Annotated in this window: 16 protein-coding genes and 1 pseudogene; 9 read left to right on the top strand and 8 right to left on the bottom strand. The window is 68.8% G+C overall.

The annotated features are described in order from the left end of the window. Positions 1–36 precede the first annotated feature (36 nt). The gene (locus KY500_RS16255; protein ID WP_219901433.1) at positions 37–1,440 is read left to right on the top strand and encodes a serine hydrolase; all 1,404 of its coding nucleotides are present in this window, start codon (positions 37–39) and stop codon (positions 1,438–1,440) included. A gap of 9 nt (positions 1,441–1,449) precedes the next feature. Here the strand turns inward: KY500_RS16255 and KY500_RS16250 are convergent, their stop codons facing one another. The 5 genes from KY500_RS16250 to KY500_RS16230 are packed head-to-tail and all read right to left on the bottom strand — an operon-like array spanning position 1,450 to position 3,842. Beyond that, entirely contained in the window at positions 1,450–1,623 is a 174-nt protein-coding gene (locus KY500_RS16250; protein WP_219901432.1) for a CsbD family protein, read from the bottom strand. Further along, complete coding sequence (locus tag KY500_RS16245; protein WP_219901431.1) at positions 1,620–2,309, bottom strand: hypothetical protein; 690 nt, start codon at positions 2,307–2,309, stop codon at positions 1,620–1,622. Before KY500_RS16245 ends, KY500_RS16250 begins: the two co-directional genes overlap by 4 nt. Next, complete coding sequence (locus KY500_RS16240) at positions 2,306–2,968, bottom strand: hypothetical protein (RefSeq protein WP_219901430.1); 663 nt, start codon at positions 2,966–2,968, stop codon at positions 2,306–2,308. Before KY500_RS16240 ends, KY500_RS16245 begins: the two co-directional genes overlap by 4 nt. 38 nt (positions 2,969–3,006) lie before the next feature. Further along, positions 3,007–3,378, bottom strand: a complete 372-nt coding sequence (locus KY500_RS16235; RefSeq protein ID WP_219901429.1) for a hypothetical protein — start codon at positions 3,376–3,378, stop codon at positions 3,007–3,009. After that, on the bottom strand, positions 3,375–3,842 hold the full coding sequence (locus KY500_RS16230) for an Asp23/Gls24 family envelope stress response protein (protein WP_219901428.1): 468 nt from the start codon (positions 3,840–3,842) through the stop codon (positions 3,375–3,377). Before KY500_RS16230 ends, KY500_RS16235 begins: the two co-directional genes overlap by 4 nt. Before the next feature lie 208 nt (positions 3,843–4,050). Between KY500_RS16230 and KY500_RS16225 the strand changes: the two genes are divergently transcribed. The 5 genes from KY500_RS16225 (at position 4,051) to KY500_RS16205 (ending at position 7,747) form a co-directional block, all read left to right on the top strand. Continuing rightward, on the top strand, positions 4,051–4,623 hold the full coding sequence (locus KY500_RS16225; protein WP_219901427.1) for an RNA polymerase sigma factor: 573 nt from the start codon (positions 4,051–4,053) through the stop codon (positions 4,621–4,623). After that, positions 4,620–5,213, top strand: a complete 594-nt coding sequence (locus KY500_RS16220) for an Asp23/Gls24 family envelope stress response protein (protein WP_219901426.1) — start codon at positions 4,620–4,622, stop codon at positions 5,211–5,213. Before KY500_RS16225 ends, KY500_RS16220 begins: the two co-directional genes overlap by 4 nt. Before the next feature lie 197 nt (positions 5,214–5,410). Beyond that, on the top strand, positions 5,411–6,388 hold the full coding sequence (locus KY500_RS16215) for an arsenic resistance protein (protein ID WP_219901425.1): 978 nt from the start codon (positions 5,411–5,413) through the stop codon (positions 6,386–6,388). A 209-nt stretch (positions 6,389–6,597) separates the two neighbouring features. Beyond that, complete coding sequence (locus tag KY500_RS16210; protein WP_219901424.1) at positions 6,598–6,876, top strand: hypothetical protein; 279 nt, start codon at positions 6,598–6,600, stop codon at positions 6,874–6,876. 298 nt (positions 6,877–7,174) lie between these two features. Further along, the gene (locus KY500_RS16205) at positions 7,175–7,747 is read left to right on the top strand and encodes a YdeI family protein (protein ID WP_219901423.1); all 573 of its coding nucleotides are present in this window, start codon (positions 7,175–7,177) and stop codon (positions 7,745–7,747) included. Between the two features lie 23 nt (positions 7,748–7,770). Here KY500_RS16205 and KY500_RS16200 read toward each other — a convergent pair whose 3' ends face one another. Continuing rightward, a complete protein-coding gene (locus KY500_RS16200) occupies positions 7,771–8,442 on the bottom strand; it encodes a response regulator transcription factor (protein WP_219901422.1) in 672 nt (223 codons plus the stop codon). Further along, positions 8,439–9,683 carry a sensor histidine kinase gene (locus KY500_RS16195; RefSeq protein WP_219901421.1) on the bottom strand — a complete coding sequence of 415 codons (1,245 nt, stop codon included), beginning with the start codon at positions 9,681–9,683 and terminating at the stop codon, positions 8,439–8,441. Before KY500_RS16195 ends, KY500_RS16200 begins: the two co-directional genes overlap by 4 nt. Positions 9,684–10,108: 425 nt before the next feature. Here KY500_RS16195 and KY500_RS16190 point away from each other — a divergent pair, with 425 nt between their 5' ends. The 3 genes from KY500_RS16190 to KY500_RS16180 all read left to right on the top strand — a co-directional run bounded on the left by KY500_RS16190 (position 10,109) and on the right by KY500_RS16180 (position 13,489). Continuing rightward, the gene (locus KY500_RS16190; protein ID WP_219901420.1) at positions 10,109–10,855 is read left to right on the top strand and encodes an ABC transporter ATP-binding protein; all 747 of its coding nucleotides are present in this window, start codon (positions 10,109–10,111) and stop codon (positions 10,853–10,855) included. Then, the gene (locus KY500_RS16185) at positions 10,852–12,141 is read left to right on the top strand and encodes an ABC transporter permease (protein ID WP_219901419.1); all 1,290 of its coding nucleotides are present in this window, start codon (positions 10,852–10,854) and stop codon (positions 12,139–12,141) included. The genes KY500_RS16190 and KY500_RS16185 overlap by 4 nt, the downstream gene beginning before the upstream one ends. 203 nt (positions 12,142–12,344) lie before the next feature. Continuing rightward, positions 12,345–13,489 (top strand): IS3 family transposase gene (locus KY500_RS16180; protein ID WP_219901418.1). Its coding sequence is split into 2 segments (ribosomal slippage): positions 12,345–12,624 and positions 12,624–13,489, totalling 1,146 coding nucleotides; the frame shifts between segments, so codons are not numbered across the junction. A 60-nt stretch (positions 13,490–13,549) separates the two neighbouring features. On the opposite strand, the pseudogene KY500_RS16175 reads toward KY500_RS16180, so the two are convergent. After that, positions 13,550–14,957: pseudogene (locus tag KY500_RS16175) on the bottom strand (IS3 family transposase). Positions 14,958–15,277 lie beyond the last annotated feature (320 nt).

Below are 15,277 nucleotides of genomic sequence, written 5' to 3'. Positions count from 1 at the left end.
GCCACGGTCCACTGCACTCTGGGTACACTGCGCGGCATGGGCCCCCTGCCGACACCTCCCGAGGCGCGAACGCACGCGCGGGCGCGGCGCCGGTGGACAACGGCAGCGGCTCTGGCCCTGGCAAGTCTGGCGCTTCTCCTCAACGGATGCGCCGAGACCCGGAGCTCGATTCCGATCGGGCCCGAGCAGTCATCCGGGACCCTGGCGCCGGCCACGGCCGCCGACCTCGATGAGGCGCTGGCCGAGGGCCTTCTGCTGGCCGGCGCATCCGGGGCGATCGCCGGCGTCTGGGTGCCGGGGGTGGGGCGTTGGCTGGCCAGCCCGGGCCGGATCGGCACGCAGCTCGAGGTCGCCACCGGCCGACCGGCCGGCGGTGCCGCGGTGAACGCCGGCATGCAGTTCCGGATCGGCACCCTGACCACCGCCATGACCTGCACGGTTCTACTCCGCCTTGTCGACGAGGGCCGGGTAGGCCTGGATGACCCGGTCGCCACCTACCTGACGCGCCCGCCGGGGCTGGACGGCATCACGCTGCGGCAGCTGTGCCAGCACACCTCCGGGCTCGGTCAACCCACGCTCGACCCGCAGTTCATCGCCAACCCGACCCGGCAGTGGGCTCCGATGGAGCTGATTTCGGGGGGAATGGGCTCTGTGCGGGCCGGTCAACCCGGCCGGGAGTGGAACCGTTCCGATGTGGGTGTCCAGCTGCTCGGTCAGGCCCTGCAGGCGGCGACGGGTGAGCAGTGGGCGGACCTCTACCGGCGCTACATCTTCGACCCGTTGGGGCTCGATTCCACGGCGTACCCCGGGCCGGCCGACCTCGAGCCGGCGCTCGACCACCCGCACGGATGGGCCGCCGCGGGCGGGCCGGACGGCTCGCCCGACTGCGCCACGATGCAGGACGTGACGCAGCTGTCGCCGTCGATGACCGGGGTGGCTGGTGGGGTGGTCTCCACCCTTGAGGACCTCAGGACCTGGTCAGTGGCGCTGGCCACGGGGAGCCTGCTGGAGCCGGACACGGCGGGAGAGCTGTGGACGAGCGTGCCGGAGGATGGTGCGTCCAGGTGGCGCAGGCAGGGGCTGGGGGCTGAGCAGATTGGCCCGCTGCGGGGCGGTGCTGGAAAGATTCCCGGGTTTCTGTCGGCCGCGCTCGCCGATCCGGTGAGCGGGCTGGTGGTGGTGGTTTCGGTCAACAATTCCAGCGGCGGGGAGGAATTCATCCTGGCCCTGGCCCGGTGGTTGGCCGTGCTCGCCGCCGATGCCCAGGCCGATGCCCAGGCTGCTGCACAAGCCTCTGCACAAGCCGAGGGTGCCCAGCCCGCCGACGGCACAACGACCGCGGTGACGCTGCCCTGGACGGCGCGGGAGGCCGAGACGGATGTGCGTGCCGCGGCGGTCTGCCCGGCCGGCGCCGCGGATCAGGCAGCGCCGGCCGGGTGACCTGTCGGGTTACTTCTTGAACGCGTCCTTGACGTTCTCGCCGGCCTTCTTGAGGTCTGCCTGAGCCTGGTCGGACTTGCCCTCGGCGACCTTGGAGTCGTCGTTGGTGGCCTTGCCGAAGGCTTCCTTCGCCTTACCAGCGAGGTCCTGGCCGGCGTTCTCGATCTTGTCGGATCCACTCATGGTGTTCTCTCTTTCTCTAGGGGGTGGTTGTGGGTCGTCGGATGGGTCTGGGGGCCGGGTGCCGGCCGGGCCGTGCCGGTGGGTCGCAGTCGGGCGCGGCCGGTGAGCCGGCTCTGCAGTCCGCCGCCGAGCCGAACGAGCACCGGAACCTCGGCGCCGAGGACCGTGTCGAGTCCGTGCACGGCGGTCTCGATCACCGTGATCGCATCCCGTGGGGAGACTCCGCGTCGCACGGTGGCCGAGATCTTGAGCACGGGCGAGCCGTGCACGGGGTAGGTCGAGACGGTCACCGCCCTGAACTCGGGGCGGTCATGCAGGGCCGCGGTGAGCATCTCTTCGGCCACCGCGGCGTCCACGATGGTGGCCCCGTCCGCGGTCGGGTCCGCTTCGATCAGCCGTTCGGTGTGGCCGCGGCCCTGCCTCGCGATGAACAGGACCAGCCCCGCGGTGACGAGCACGGCGATGAGCAGGGCCGCGAACGGCACCCAGCTGGCGCCCGTGTCGCCGACGGCGGTGCCGGCGAGGAGCTCGGTGAGCCCGGCGGTGACGTCGGGGGCGGTTCGGGCCCAGGCCCGCATGAAGTCGGGAACGGCGACCAGGGCCACCGCGGCGGCACCCAGAGCCACGGCCAGCAGTCCGATCACCAGAACCAAGGCCCGGTTGAGAAGCCGGTTCGTGCCGTTCATGCGTCCACCCGTCCGGCCGGGGTGATCACCACGGTGGGCTCGATGGCCGGTCGCAACGCGTCGTAGGCGATCGCCTCAGCGATGGCCTTCTCCGCGGTGAACCGGTTGGGCAGCACGCCGGGCTCGGGGGTGAGGCGCACGGTTGCGCTCCGCCTGGACACAGTGACGTCCACCTTGTCGGGGGCGACGTGGGCCGCGATGGATGCCCGACGCTCCAGCGACGCCGCGATCACGTCGTCGTCCACCACGACGGCGGCGCGGTCGGAGTCGACCTCGTGCCGGGCCCGGCGGCCAGGCAGCAGGGCCACCAGGACGAGCGCGATGCCGGCAAGCCCGGCGAGGATGCCGACCGTGAGCAGGATGGCCGGCGCGAGCCGGTTGACCTGGCTGACGTACGCCACTGCATCGGCGGGCGCGACGAGCAGAGCCGGCCGGTCGAGCAGCGCGAGCACCACTTCGGTGCCGCCGTACAGGCATCCGGCAATGATCACCGAGGCCACCGAGACGGCGGCCACCGTGCGCGGTGAGTGTGTCTCGCGTCGCAGCAGCCGTTTGTAGGTCGACCGGTGCGCCCGGCTGGCGGGGCGCAGATGTGGCACCGTGACGGCCTGGCGCCGGGGCAGGGTGCCCGGTGCCGATGTGGTGCTGCTGCCGTTCATGGTGTGCCGTTCGTTAGGTGGAACTGGTGGTGAGAAGGTCAGTCGACCCGGTCGGGGCGGCGGATGCGTGCGCCGGTCAGCCGCACGACCACCCCGGCGATCTGGGCCCCGGTGAGGTCGGCCACCATTCCCCGGATCTGGTGCTGGGCCCGGTCGGTGCGGGCGAGGATGGTGCCGTCCGCAGGGGTGTCAGCTGCGGTGTCGAGGGGGGAGTCGTGAAGGGGGACGACCCGGATCGGGGCGCGCACCGTGAGGTTGAGCCCGCCGTCGGCGTCGGCCAGGCGCACGGAGACCTGGCTGGGTCGCACGCCGAGCGCATCCGCCGCCACCGCCGAGACCACCCGGGTCATGGCCCGTGTGGTGATGCGGGTGCTCCCGCGTGGGTGCGGAATCACCGTGGCGGGGGTCACAGGGCGTCTGCCTCGTCGGCTTCGTCGGTCTCCTCGGGCAGGTGGACGTCGGCGATGGTGACATTCACCTCGGTGACGTGCAGGCCCACGAGGCTCTCGATGGCTTCGATGATGGCGGTGCGGGCGTCTTCGGCGACCTGCTGCAGCGGCACGGGGTAGGCGGCGACGAGCGTGACGTCGATGGCGACCTGGCCCTCACCCACCTCCACGCTGACGCCCTGCGTGTGATCGGTGCTCTTGAGAGCGTCACGGATGGCGCCGAGCGCGCGTGCGGCCCCGCCACCGAGCGCGTGCAGTCCGGCCACATCGCGCAGCGCGAGTCCGGCGATCTTGGCCACGACAGCGTCGTTGATCACGGTCCTGCCGCGCGACTCGCCGCCCGTGGTCTTCTTGGGAGCGCTGGTGCCATCAGGAAGAATCGGGCTGGAGCCGAGGACGGTGCTGTCCGGGGTGAGGTTCGTCATGAGTCGTACTCCTGTGTCGGTAGTTCGGAGAAAAGCAGTGAGGGCCTGTGGGATATCCAGTTAGCCACTATGCTGCACGCAGCGGGGGCGGCGGGTGATTTTTTCTCTCCGAAACTCATTGATACTGTTCAGACGCGTCTCGCGGACTGTTCGTCACGAACTCCGAGTATTTGCCACGAGAGCGGGCTTGAGTAGAGAGAGGTCTCCGGTGACAACCACGGGGTCAGATGAGCGGTCGCCGCTCGGCGACGCCACCGACGCGATCCTCGCCGCACGTGCAGCCGACGGTGATGTGCGAGCGTTCGAGGTGATCGTGCGACGGCATGGTCCGTTGATGCGTGCCTACGCCACCCGTATTTTGGGTTCGACCAGCGATTCCGACGACGTGGTGCAGGAAACCTTCATCACAGCGTGGGAGCGCCTGCCCGAGCTGCAGGACCCCGCGGCGACGAAGGCGTGGCTCATGCGGATCACCAGTCGCAAGGCGATCGACCGCATCCGTTCACGGCGCCAGGATCAGCCTCTGGCGGACTGGGATGTGGCTGCGCCAGAATCAGAATCTCCCCACCATCAGGCCGAAGCTGCGTCACAAAGGGAGCGACTCACACGTGCACTCGGTACTCTGAGCGAATCGCAGCGGCAATGCTGGACGTTACGGGAGATCGGCGGGCATAGTTATGCCGAGATCGCCGAGGAGCTTGACGTGCCGCCGTCTACGGTGCGGGGGCTCCTCGCCCGGGCCAGGCAGAAGCTCATGCAAGAGATGGAGGAATGGCGATGACACTCCCTCACGACGACGCGAGCCGCGACCTCATCGCCCACCTCAGCGACTACCTCGACCGCGGCCAGACCCCGCCGGACGACTTCCTCAGCGAGGCTCCGGAGCACCGGATCGCCTACGACGCGCTCACCCGCTTCCGCACCCTGGCCGGCAACATTCTGGCCGACGACGTCTCGGCCGAACCGGCCAGGGACGACAGCTGGGTGACCGGGATCCTCAACAACATCCACCGGGAAGCACGCGCCGGGCGCACCATCCCGGTGTCGCACCCGTCACCGAAGGCCAGCCTCAGCCTCACCGAAGGCGCCGTCAGAGGCCTGATCCGCTCGGCCGGTGACGGCGTGGCCGGTACCTTCATCGGCAAGTGCCGGCTCGAGGGCGATGTGGCGACGCCGGGCAGCCCGGTCACCGTCAACGTCGAGGCCAGCGTGTTCTGGGGCGAGCGGATGCCGCAGACCGCGCAGCGGCTGCGCGACGCCATCACCACGTCGCTGTTGCACCACACCGAGCTGAACATCGTGGCGGTGAACGTGACGATCACGGATGTGCACCTGCGGCGGAACGCCAAGCCCCAGGACCCCGGGAGCTGACCTCGTGACGTGCGTGCATGTCGCGCCCCGTCGTTGGTCGAGCCTGTCGACGCCGTGCTGAGCCTGTCGAAGTAGACCTGGTGACGTGTCTCGAGATCCGCGCACCGGGTCTCGACAGGCTCGACCAACGTTCGACAGGCTCGACCAACGTCCGACAGGCTCGACGGGCGGCCTCCGTGCGCCCGTAAGGTGGGACGATGACGGGCATCGTGCAGCGGCTGGAGCGCCTGCAGGTTGTGCTGTACCTGGCCGCCATCGCCGCCGGGGCGCTCGCCGGGTGGCTGGTTCCGGCCGTCGCGCCGGTGTTCACCACCATGATCACCCCGGCACTCGGCCTACTGCTGTTCGCCACCTTCCTGGGCGTTCCACTGGCGGACATGCGCCGGTCCGTGCGCGACATCCGCTTTCTCGGCGCCGTGCTCGTGCTGAACTTCGCGATCGTGCCGGTGGTGGCGTTCGCCCTGACCCGGGTCATCGCCGGTGACCGTGCCCTGCTGCTCGGCGCGCTGCTCGTGCTCCTCACGCCCTGTGTGGACTACGTGATCGTGTTCACCGGCCTCGCCGGGGGAGCCCGCGACCGGCTGCTTGCCGCGACGCCCGTGCTGATGCTGCTGCAGATCCTGCTGCTGCCGGTCTACCTGCTGCTCTTCGCCGGCCCGGCGGCCACCGGGCTGATCGAGGTGGGCCCCTTCGCCCGGGCGTTCCTGCTGCTCATCGTGCTGCCCGTGGCCGCCGCCGGGTTGGTGCAGACGGGCTCCCGGATACCGCGCACCGCGGGCGCCGCGCGCGCCACGGCGTCACTCATGAGCGCGCTCATGGTGCCGCTGATGATGATCACCCTCGCGGTGGTCGTCGGCTCGCAGGTCTCCGCCGTGGGCGCCCAGGCGGCGGCGCTGGTGGGACTGGTGCCGGTCTACCTGGCCTTCCTGGTGGTCATGGTGGCCGTCGGGGTGCTCGCGGCCCAGGTCTGGCGCCTCGACGCCCCGGCGGCCCGCGCCCTGGTGTTCAGCGGCGCCACCCGCAACTCGCTGGTGGTGCTGCCGCTGGCCCTCGCCTTGCCGGCCTCGCTGCAGCTCGCCCCGCTGGCCGTGGTGACCCAGACCCTCGTCGAGCTGCTGGGCATGGTGATCCTGGTGCGACTGTTGCCCCGGTTGGTGCCCGGAATCCGCCGCTGAGGCGCCCGCTATGCAGGCGAGCACTGTTTCACACTGTGACGGGACGCGGCGACAGCGCCGAAACGGCCTATCTAGACTCGGTGAACCCGACCAAGCATCCCCCGTGGAGGACGTTGACATGATCACCCAACCGCTGCACATGCTGCGCTGTAATCACACGGGCCAGGACAACTGTGTGAACCACGGGTGCCGGACACGAGATCCGCCCCATGCAGGCGCGGCTGATATACGCCACCCCGAGCCAGTGGAGCGACGGCATCGTGGTGCGCGCGACCACCGGCGGATGGATCGGGATCGCGCTGCTCGGGCCGGCCGACCAGGCCGACCCGAACGACGCTCTGCCCTACGACGCCCTCCCGGAGACGCTGTGGGTCTGGAACCACGCCGACCACAGCGCACGGCTCACCACCGGTCAGCCGGTGGCGGTGCACACCCTGTGCAACGTGCTGGCACACGGTTCGAGCCGCATCAGTATCGTCACGATCTGACCTCGGTTCTGCCCGGGATCCGTCGCGGTCGGACGACTAGCGCCGACGGGTTCGGCTGGTGGATGCGGAGTTCTTCTTCTTGAGCTGCTTGGCGGCGAAGCCGAGCAGGAGGGGCATGAGATATCTGAGGAACATGGGTCTCCCGGTTTTCTTGGCTGAGCTGGATGGGTGGTACAGCTATGTCGGAGCCCGAGGCCGATTCGTCACGGTGTTGCGGCACGGCAGCCGCGGGCGGAGCGCTGGAAACGGTGTCCTGACGAGCCTCGGCCGGCAACCGCACCCACCGTAAAATGGCCCCATGGTGGGCATGAAGGACAGGGTGACGCTTGACGTCACCGTCGCGGAATGGGAGGCCTACCTGCGCGGCACGCCCGACCACGGTGGGGTGCGCCTGAAGCTGCGCAAGAAGAACTCGTCGGCTGCGGGGATGACCTGGTCAGAGGCCCTGGATGTGGCGCTCTGCTACGGCTGGATCGACGGCCAGACCAACCGGCTCGATGAGGACTACACGCTCACAGGCTTCTCCCCGCGCCGCACGAACAGCCCCTGGTCCCAGGTGAACCGGGAGCACGTGGCCCGGCTCATCGCCCAGGGGCGGATGCAGCCGGCCGGGCTCGCCGAGGTGGAACGCGCCCAGGCCGACGGACGGTGGGACGCGGCCTACCGGCAGAAGGATGCCGTGCCCCCGGATGACCTGCAGGCAGCACTGGACGCCGACCCGGCCGCCGCCGCGTTCCTGGCCGGGCTGACGAAGGTGGAGCGCTTCCGCATCTACTTCAGGCTCGGCAGCATCAAGACGCCCGCGGTGCGGGCGGCGCGCATCCGTGACGTGGTGGAGAAGGCCGCGCGGGGCGAGCTGCACTACCGCTGAGGCCTGGAGGACCGACGCCCCCGTCAGGCTTGGGCGCCGGGAACCAACAGGCCGGACTCGTAGGCGATGATCACCAGCTGGGCCCGGTCGTGGGCGCCGAGCTTGGTCATCATGCGGTTCACGTGGGTCTTGGCGGTGTGCGGGCTGATCACCAGTTCGGCGGCGATGTCACCGTTGGCGTGGCCGCTGCCCACCAGCAGCAGAATCTCGCGCTCCCGCTCGGTGAGCGACGCCAGAGCGGCCGGCACCACGAGGGCGGTCGGCGCGTCGGGGGCGGTGTAGCGGTCGATCAGGGCCTTGGTGGCGCGCGGTGACAGCAGCGCGTCGCCGCCGTGCACGGTGCGGATGGCGTTCATCAGGTCGGGCGCCTCCGTGCCCTTACCCACGAAACCACTTGCCCCGGCGCGCAGGGCCTGCAGCACGTACTCGTCCTCCTCGAACGTGGTGAGCACGATGATCCGGGTCGCCGCCAGCAGCGGGTCGGCGCAGATGGCCGCGGTGGCCTGGATGCCGTCCATGACGGGTATCCGGATGTCCATGAGCACGATGTCCGGACGCGTCTCGCGAACCAGGTCGACGGCTTCGCGCCCGTTGGCGGCCTGCCCGGCCACGGTGAACCCGTCTTCGTGCGAGACGAGTTCGGCCACGGCCGTGCGGATCAGAGTCTGGTCATCGGCGAGGACCACGGAGATCATGAGGCACCATTCGGTCGGGAGGAGGCGGGCAGGTCGGTGGGGAGCCACGCGGTGAACCGGAACACCGGCCCCGGACCCCGCACGGCGGTGAGGGTGCCGTCCACAGCGCTCACCCGTTCGCGCGCGCCGAGCAGCCCGTGCCCGGCGGCGCCGGCCGTGGCGCTCGCCGCATCCGTGCCCGCCGCTGCTGCGCGCTGCGGTGTCGTAACGGTGTTGGTCACCGTGATCTCGATGCCCGTTGGCTGGTAGTCCAGGTGCAGCAGGCAGGAGCGGTCCGCGCCGTGCTTGTGCGCGTTGGTGAGCGCCTCCTGCGCGACGCGGAAAGCGACACTGTCGACGGCGCCGGGCAGCGGCCGGGGCATGCCGACCACCCGGTGTTCCACCCGCAGGCCACTCCGTTCGAAGTCCAGCAGAAGCGGCTCGAGGTCGGCGAGCCCGGCGACGGGCGCCGTGGACTCGTCGAGGGCGGCGGCATCCGGCGCCCGCAGCACGTTGAGCAGGCTGCCGATCTCGCCGAGCACGGTGCGTGCGGCCTCACGGATGGTGGCCAGCGACTTCTCGGCGTCGGCGGGCCGGTCGGGCAGCGCCTGGGAGGCGACGCTCGAGTGCAGATTGATCACCGCGATCTGGTGCGCGAGGAGGTCGTGCAGGTCGCGGGCGATCCGCAGGCGTTCCTCGGCCACCCGGCGCAGCGCCTCGGACTCCTTGGTCTCCTCGGCGCGGCGGGCGCGCTCGGTGATGCCGCGGATATAGGCGGAATGCGACTTGTTGGCGTCACCGGCCGCGGTCGCGAAGCCGACAAAGGCCGCCAGCTGCAACATCGCCCGGGCGTCGTTCCACGGGGTCTCGAGGAACGCGACGGTGGCGGCGGCCAGGAGAACCACCGTGGCGGCGGAGAACAGCAGCGAGGTGCGTCGCGGCTGCCAGCGGGCCACCGCGAAAATCCCGATCAACACCGCAATCAGGTACGACACGATCGGTCCGTCGACGGCGAGCCCCAGCACGCAGGCGACGACGGCCGCGGATGCCCCCACCAGCGGTGCGCGGCGGCGCAACAGTACCGAGCCGGCCGAGACCAACACCAGAATGGCGGCGGCGACGCTCGAGGTGGCCGCGCCGCCGAGGCTGTGCGGGGCAAGGCTCGGGCCGAGCACGAACAGCGCCACGATGAGGTCCCGCAGCCAGGCGGGCAACCGGGACAGCGGCGAAAAGGACCGCTCGAACGGTTCGGGATCGGTCACCGCAGGCGTCGGCCGGCGAAAAGGCGCGCGGGAAGGATGCTGCGATGCGGCGGTTTCGCGCGAGTTCGGCATGCTGTCCTCCCGCCCGGTAATCGGGCTCGTCCCATTGTGCCAACCGAACCGGGGCCGCGTCTGCCCGCGGGCGTGGGTGCTGGGCGTACCACGATCGCGGTACGCTGCCGCCGAACCATGCTCCGCCGACACCGTTGGCGGTAGGCCAGGTTGCTACGCCGGGAGGACGCCCGGCTCGGCCCGCCCCGCGAGACTGGGGAGTGCCGTTGGGCCGGTTCGTTGGTGGGCCGGCCCGGCAGGCACGCCAACGCAGCCCAGACCGCAGCCGAACCGCCGCACACGCTGACTTGCACCGGCCGCAGTCGCACCATCCGCATCCGCATCACCGACGCATTTTTCAGGAGAGCCACCCCATGACCGTGCCCATTCTCGCCGCCCGCGACATTCACAAGTCGTACGGTCGCGGCGCCACCCGGTTCGACGCCCTCAAGGGCGTCTCCCTCGACATTCAGCAGGGCGAGTCCATCGCCATCGTGGGCAAGAGCGGATCGGGCAAGTCCACGCTCATGCACCTGCTCGCGCTGCTCGACAACCCCACCACCGGGGCCGTGGAGCTGAGTGGACGCGATGCCGGCTCGCTGAGCGGCCGCGTCGTCAACCAGACCCGCAACGAGACCTTCGGGTTCGTCTTCCAGCAGTTCTTCCTCACCCCCAATACGAGCGTGCTCGACAACGTGACGCTGCCGCTGCAGATCGCCGGCGTGAGCGGGGCCGAACGCAAGCGCCGCGGCATGGCGGCGCTGGAGCAGCTGGAACTGGCCGACAAGGCGAAGAACAAGGCCACCGACCTCTCCGGCGGCCAGAAGCAGCGTGTGGTGATCGCCCGGGCGCTGGTGAACAACCCCAGCGTGATCTTCGCCGACGAGCCCACGGGCAACCTCGACTCCGCCACCGGCAAGGTCGTGGAGGACATCCTCTTCTCGCTGCAGAAGGAGAAGGGCATCACGCTGATCATCGTGACCCACGACGAGGACCTCGCCGCCCGGTGCGACCGCCGGGTGTACATCCGCGACGGTCTCATCACCGACAGTCTGCACGGGGAGCCGACCGCGGTCGCGGCCCCGACGTCCGCACCGATCACCGGGGAGGCACGCGCGTGAACGTCTTCGACCTGATCCGCACGGCCGTGAAGAACAGCCTGCGCAGCAAGACCCGCACCACCCTCACCGTGCTCGCCATCTTCATCGGCGCGTTCACCCTCACCCTCACCAGCGGGGTCGGCACCGGCATCAACCAGTACATCGACACCACGGTGGCCTCGATCGGCGCCGACGACGTGATCACGGTCACCAAGGCCGCCGAAGACACGACGGATGGCCCGGTCGAGTACGACCCCGACGCCAAGGCCGTCGCCGCCGCGACGGGCCGCCCCGGCTCCACCGTCGTGGCCCTCACCTCCACCGACCTCACCGCCATCGAAGGTGTCGACGGTGTGCTCTCGGTCGAACCGCAGCTGCGGGTGAGCCCGGACTACGTGCAGGTCGGCGACGGCACCGCCTATGAGGCCACCGTCGGCAGCTTCATTCCCGGCATGGCCCTGGACCTGGCCGCCGGCGCCGAACCCGACTCTGCCAGCACCGCCAACGAGGTCGCCATCCCGGTCTCCTACGTCGACGCCCTCGGGTTCTCCGATGCGGATGCCGCGGTTGGACAGACGCTGACCTTCGGCGTGACGGATGTGCAGGGCACGCAGTCGCAGGTCACCGCCACCATCGTGGGCGTAGCGGAGGAGGGCCTGGTGGGTTCGACCGCGTTCACCGCGAACGAGGCACTGACCCAGACCCTCTACGACACCCAGAGCATCGGCCTCTCCGACGCGGGCAAGGACAGCTACGCGCAGGCCATCGTGCGGTTCGACCCCACCGGTACGGATGCGGACCTCAGCGCCCTCAAGACGTCGCTGAGTGACCTGGGCTACACCGGCACCACCGTGCAGGACGCGATCGGCGCCTTCAAGGCCGTCATCGACGGCATCGTGCTGGTCCTCAACGCCTTCGCCGTGATCGCCCTGCTGGCCGCCGGCTTCGGCATCGTCAACACTCTGCTGATGAGCGTGCAGGAACGTACCCGGGAGATCGGCCTGATGAAGGCCATGGGCTTGGGCGGCGGCAAGATCTTCGGCCTGTTCAGCCTCGAGGCCGTCTTCATCGGATTCCTCGGTAGCGCCATCGGTGTGGCCGTGGGCATGCTGGCCGGCACGGCTGCCAACGCCCTGCTTGCCGACACCCTGCTGGCCGATCTGCCGGGGCTCACCCTGGTGGCCTTCGATCCGGCGGCCCTGGCCACGATCGTGCTCACCGTGATGGGACTGGCCTTCCTGGCCGGCACCATCCCGGCCCTGCGCGCCGCCCGCCAGGACCCGATCGAGTCGCTCCGCTACGAGTAGTTCCGCTGGCCTTCCGGGCCGGTTCTGACAGAGGGTGTGCCGGTGGCGCACCCTCTGTTTCGTGTATACGGGTGTGTGTGTGTGTGTGCGTGTGCGTGTATGTGTGTGCGGCTCGCCCCGGAATTTGTCAAGGTGAAGGGACTGCCCCCGGTTTAGTTGACTCCTAACCTGTGGAGATTCGTCTTCGCTGGAAAGATGTCAACATGCCCAAGCCCTACCCACCCGAGTTCCGCCGTGACGTCGTTGCGGTCGCCCGGAAGAACGAAGCACCGCTGAAACAGATCGCGAAGGACTTCGGAATCTCCGAATCCTGCCTGGCGAACTGGCTGAAGAAAGCCGACGTCGAAGAAGGCGTCAAGCCGGGCGTGACCGAGAAGGAATCCGCCGAGCTGCGAGAAGCGAAGAAACGCATTCGACTGCTCGAGCAGGAAGCCGAGGTCATGCGCCGCGCTGTGGCCTACCTGTCCCGGGACGTCAACCCAAAATGATGTACCCGCTGGTCCTCGAACTGGCCGTCGACGGTGTTCCCGTCACGGTGACCTGCCGGGTCTTGCGCTTCTCTAAACAAGCGTTCTACCAATGGAAGCGCAACCCCGTCTCGCAGCGCGATTGGGACGACGCCCACCTCACCAACGCTGCCTGGGACGCCCACCACGATGACCCCGCGTTCGGCTACCGCTTCATCGCCGACGAACTCCACCAAGCCGGCCTCACCGCGGGCGAGAACCGGGTCTGGCGGATCTGCTCCCAGCAGCGGCTCTGGAGCGTGTTTGCGAAGAAACGTGGCCTCACGCGCAAGGCGGGCCCGCCCGTGCACGACGATCTCGTCGAGCGGAAATTCACCGCGACACGCCCGAACCAGCTTTGGCTGACCGACATCACCGAGCACCGCACGGACGAGGGCAAGCTCTACCTCTGCGCGATCAAGGACGTCTACTCGAACAAGATCGTCGGCTACTCCATCGACTCCAGAATGAAAGCCTCTCTGGCCGTCGCCGCTGCCCGCAATGCGATCGGCCAGCGCACCATCGCAGGCACGATCCTGCACTCCGATCGTGGCTCTCAATTCCGCTCGAACGCCTTCGTGCGGGTGCTGAAGAACAACGGCATCACCGGCTCGATGGGCCGCGTCGGCGCATGCGGTGACAACGCCGCGATGGAGTCATTCTTCGCGCTGCTACAGAAGAACGTCCTCGATCGGCAGCGATGGGCGACGAGGGATGAACTACGCCTCGCGATCGTTGTCTGGATCGAGCGGACCTACCACCGCAAGCGCCGGCAACGCCGCCTTGGCAAGCTCACCCCCATCGAGTTTGAGACAATAAACGTGGCCCTCAAAGCCGCGTGAAACCACTAACCCATTGAGTCAACTGAACTCGGGGCAGTCCCGAATGAGGCCAGCGTGAGTTTAGGCGGCTAGTTTCCGTTCGGCCTCCACGACGGCTGGTTCGGCTGGTTGGTTGATCCAGGCTGGCCCGGGTAGGGCGAGGATCTTCGGTGGGGCACTGCTGCTGAAGCGTTCCGGGTTCTGTGCTCGGGCGGCGGCGAGGACCTTGCCGCGTTCGATGGCGCGGCCGGCGGCGAGGCCGTAGTGGACGTCGGCGGGCGTGTTCAACCCGATGCCGGTGTGGTGGTGGGTGTGGTTGTAGTCCTCGACGAATCGGTTCATGAAGAGGCGTGCTTCGCCGAGAGTGCCGAAGCGTTCCGGGAACACCGGGGCGAACTTCAGCGTCTTGAACCACGCCTCGGAGTACGGGTTGTCGTTGCTGACCCGAGGCCGCGAATGCGACTTCGTGACCTCCAGGTCGAGAGCAGCGCGGCCACGGTTTTCGATGTCATCGACGTGCCGCGGTCGGCGTGAACGACGTGGGGAACGCCGTGGATGCCGAAGGTTTCCTTCATCATCTCGACCGCGAGCTGGCCGGATTCTGAGGCGTGAACGTAGGCGCCGACGATGTAGCGGGAGTAGATATCGATCATGACGTAGCAGTCGAAGTAGCGGCCTTTGACGGGCCCGGCGAGCTTGGTGATGTCCCACGAGTAGACCTGGCCGGGCCCGGTCGCGACCAGTTCCGGGATCGCCCGGGCAGGGTGGCGGGCCAGACGGCGGCGTTCCTTGACGAGCTTGTTCGTCGCCAACACCCGGTAAATCGTGGAGATCGACGCCAGATACACGCCCTGATCCAGCAGGCGGGCATAGATCTGGATCGGCGCCAGATCCACCAGCTCGGGCGATAGAACCAACGTCAGGATCTGGGCTCGCTCGGCCTCGCTGAGCTTGTTCACTGGCACCGCCGAGACCCGCCGTGTCGGGGTTTGGACCGGTGTTCGCGTTGCGGTGGCCCGAGATACTCCGGCCAGCCGGGCCGCGGTGCGGGTCGGGACGTTTGCGGCGGTGAGGTCGCGGTAGGCGGCCATCAGGATTTCGTGTGCGGGGGTTCGTCCCGCGAGCTCTTGGACAACTGCTCCAAGAGCTCGTGTGCTTTTCCCATGATCGTCAGCGCTACTTCCGTGGTCGCCAACCGCTGCTCAGCCTGCGACAGTTGCCGGCGCAACTTCGCGATCTCGGCTTGCTCCGCGCTCAACCGGCCGATCTTCTCGCCCGGCTGTTTACCCTCAAGAACGCCCGCGTCGCGGAGCTTTCGCCACTCCGTGATCTGCGAGGAATAGATGCCCTGCTCGCGCAAATACGCGCCGCCCTCGTTACGGGTGATGGCATCGTCATAGGCGGCTAGATGCTCAAGCTTCTGCGCGGGCGTGTAGGACCGGCGGGGCGTGGGACCGCCGGACCTTGGGCCGGGACTTCGGTTACTCATGGAACTATCGTCGCGCACGACGATCAACGATGGGCTGGACATGATCGGGGACTTCCTGGTTCTCGCCCTACATCAAACGGCGGACTTGCTCTGAGCTACTGGCCTCACCCAACCCTGACACGTAGGGCCCTCGTGCGTGCGAACCCTTGGTCTCGTCGCGGGGGTTCGTGCTCGCAGCGTGCAAAAAGGCTCGCGGCGTGCGGAAAGCAGCGCACTATCACCCGCCGCGAGCACTTGCGCGTGCCGCGAGCATCTTCGCGTGCCGCGAGCACTTGCGCGTGCCCCGAGTGTTCTCGCGTGCCGCGCGGCATCCGGGTATG

This window comes from Cryobacterium sp. PAMC25264, from assembly GCF_019443325.1.
Classification (GTDB): Bacteria; Actinomycetota; Actinomycetes; order Actinomycetales; family Microbacteriaceae; genus Cryobacterium.
Note: the sequence above shows the minus strand (reverse complement) of the source record. Positions and strands in the feature narration are given on the sequence as shown.

Coding starts and splice junctions, on each gene's coding strand:
- KY500_RS16245 (WP_219901431.1), bottom strand. CDS start 2,309: ATGAACGGCACGAACCGGCTTCTCAACCGGGCCTTGGTTCTGGTGATC.
- KY500_RS16210 (WP_219901424.1), top strand. CDS start 6,598: ATGCAGGCGCGGCTGATATACGCCACCCCGAGCCAGTGGAGCGACGGC.
- KY500_RS16190 (WP_219901420.1), top strand. CDS start 10,109: ATGACCGTGCCCATTCTCGCCGCCCGCGACATTCACAAGTCGTACGGT.
- KY500_RS16240 (WP_219901430.1), bottom strand. CDS start 2,968: ATGAACGGCAGCAGCACCACATCGGCACCGGGCACCCTGCCCCGGCGC.
- KY500_RS16215 (WP_219901425.1), top strand. CDS start 5,411: ATGACGGGCATCGTGCAGCGGCTGGAGCGCCTGCAGGTTGTGCTGTAC.
- KY500_RS16250 (WP_219901432.1), bottom strand. CDS start 1,623: ATGAGTGGATCCGACAAGATCGAGAACGCCGGCCAGGACCTCGCTGGT.
- KY500_RS16205 (WP_219901423.1), top strand. CDS start 7,175: ATGGTGGGCATGAAGGACAGGGTGACGCTTGACGTCACCGTCGCGGAA.
- KY500_RS16230 (WP_219901428.1), bottom strand. CDS start 3,842: ATGACGAACCTCACCCCGGACAGCACCGTCCTCGGCTCCAGCCCGATT.
- KY500_RS16220 (WP_219901426.1), top strand. CDS start 4,620: ATGACACTCCCTCACGACGACGCGAGCCGCGACCTCATCGCCCACCTC.
- KY500_RS16255 (WP_219901433.1), top strand. CDS start 37: ATGGGCCCCCTGCCGACACCTCCCGAGGCGCGAACGCACGCGCGGGCG.
- KY500_RS16200 (WP_219901422.1), bottom strand. CDS start 8,442: ATGATCTCCGTGGTCCTCGCCGATGACCAGACTCTGATCCGCACGGCC.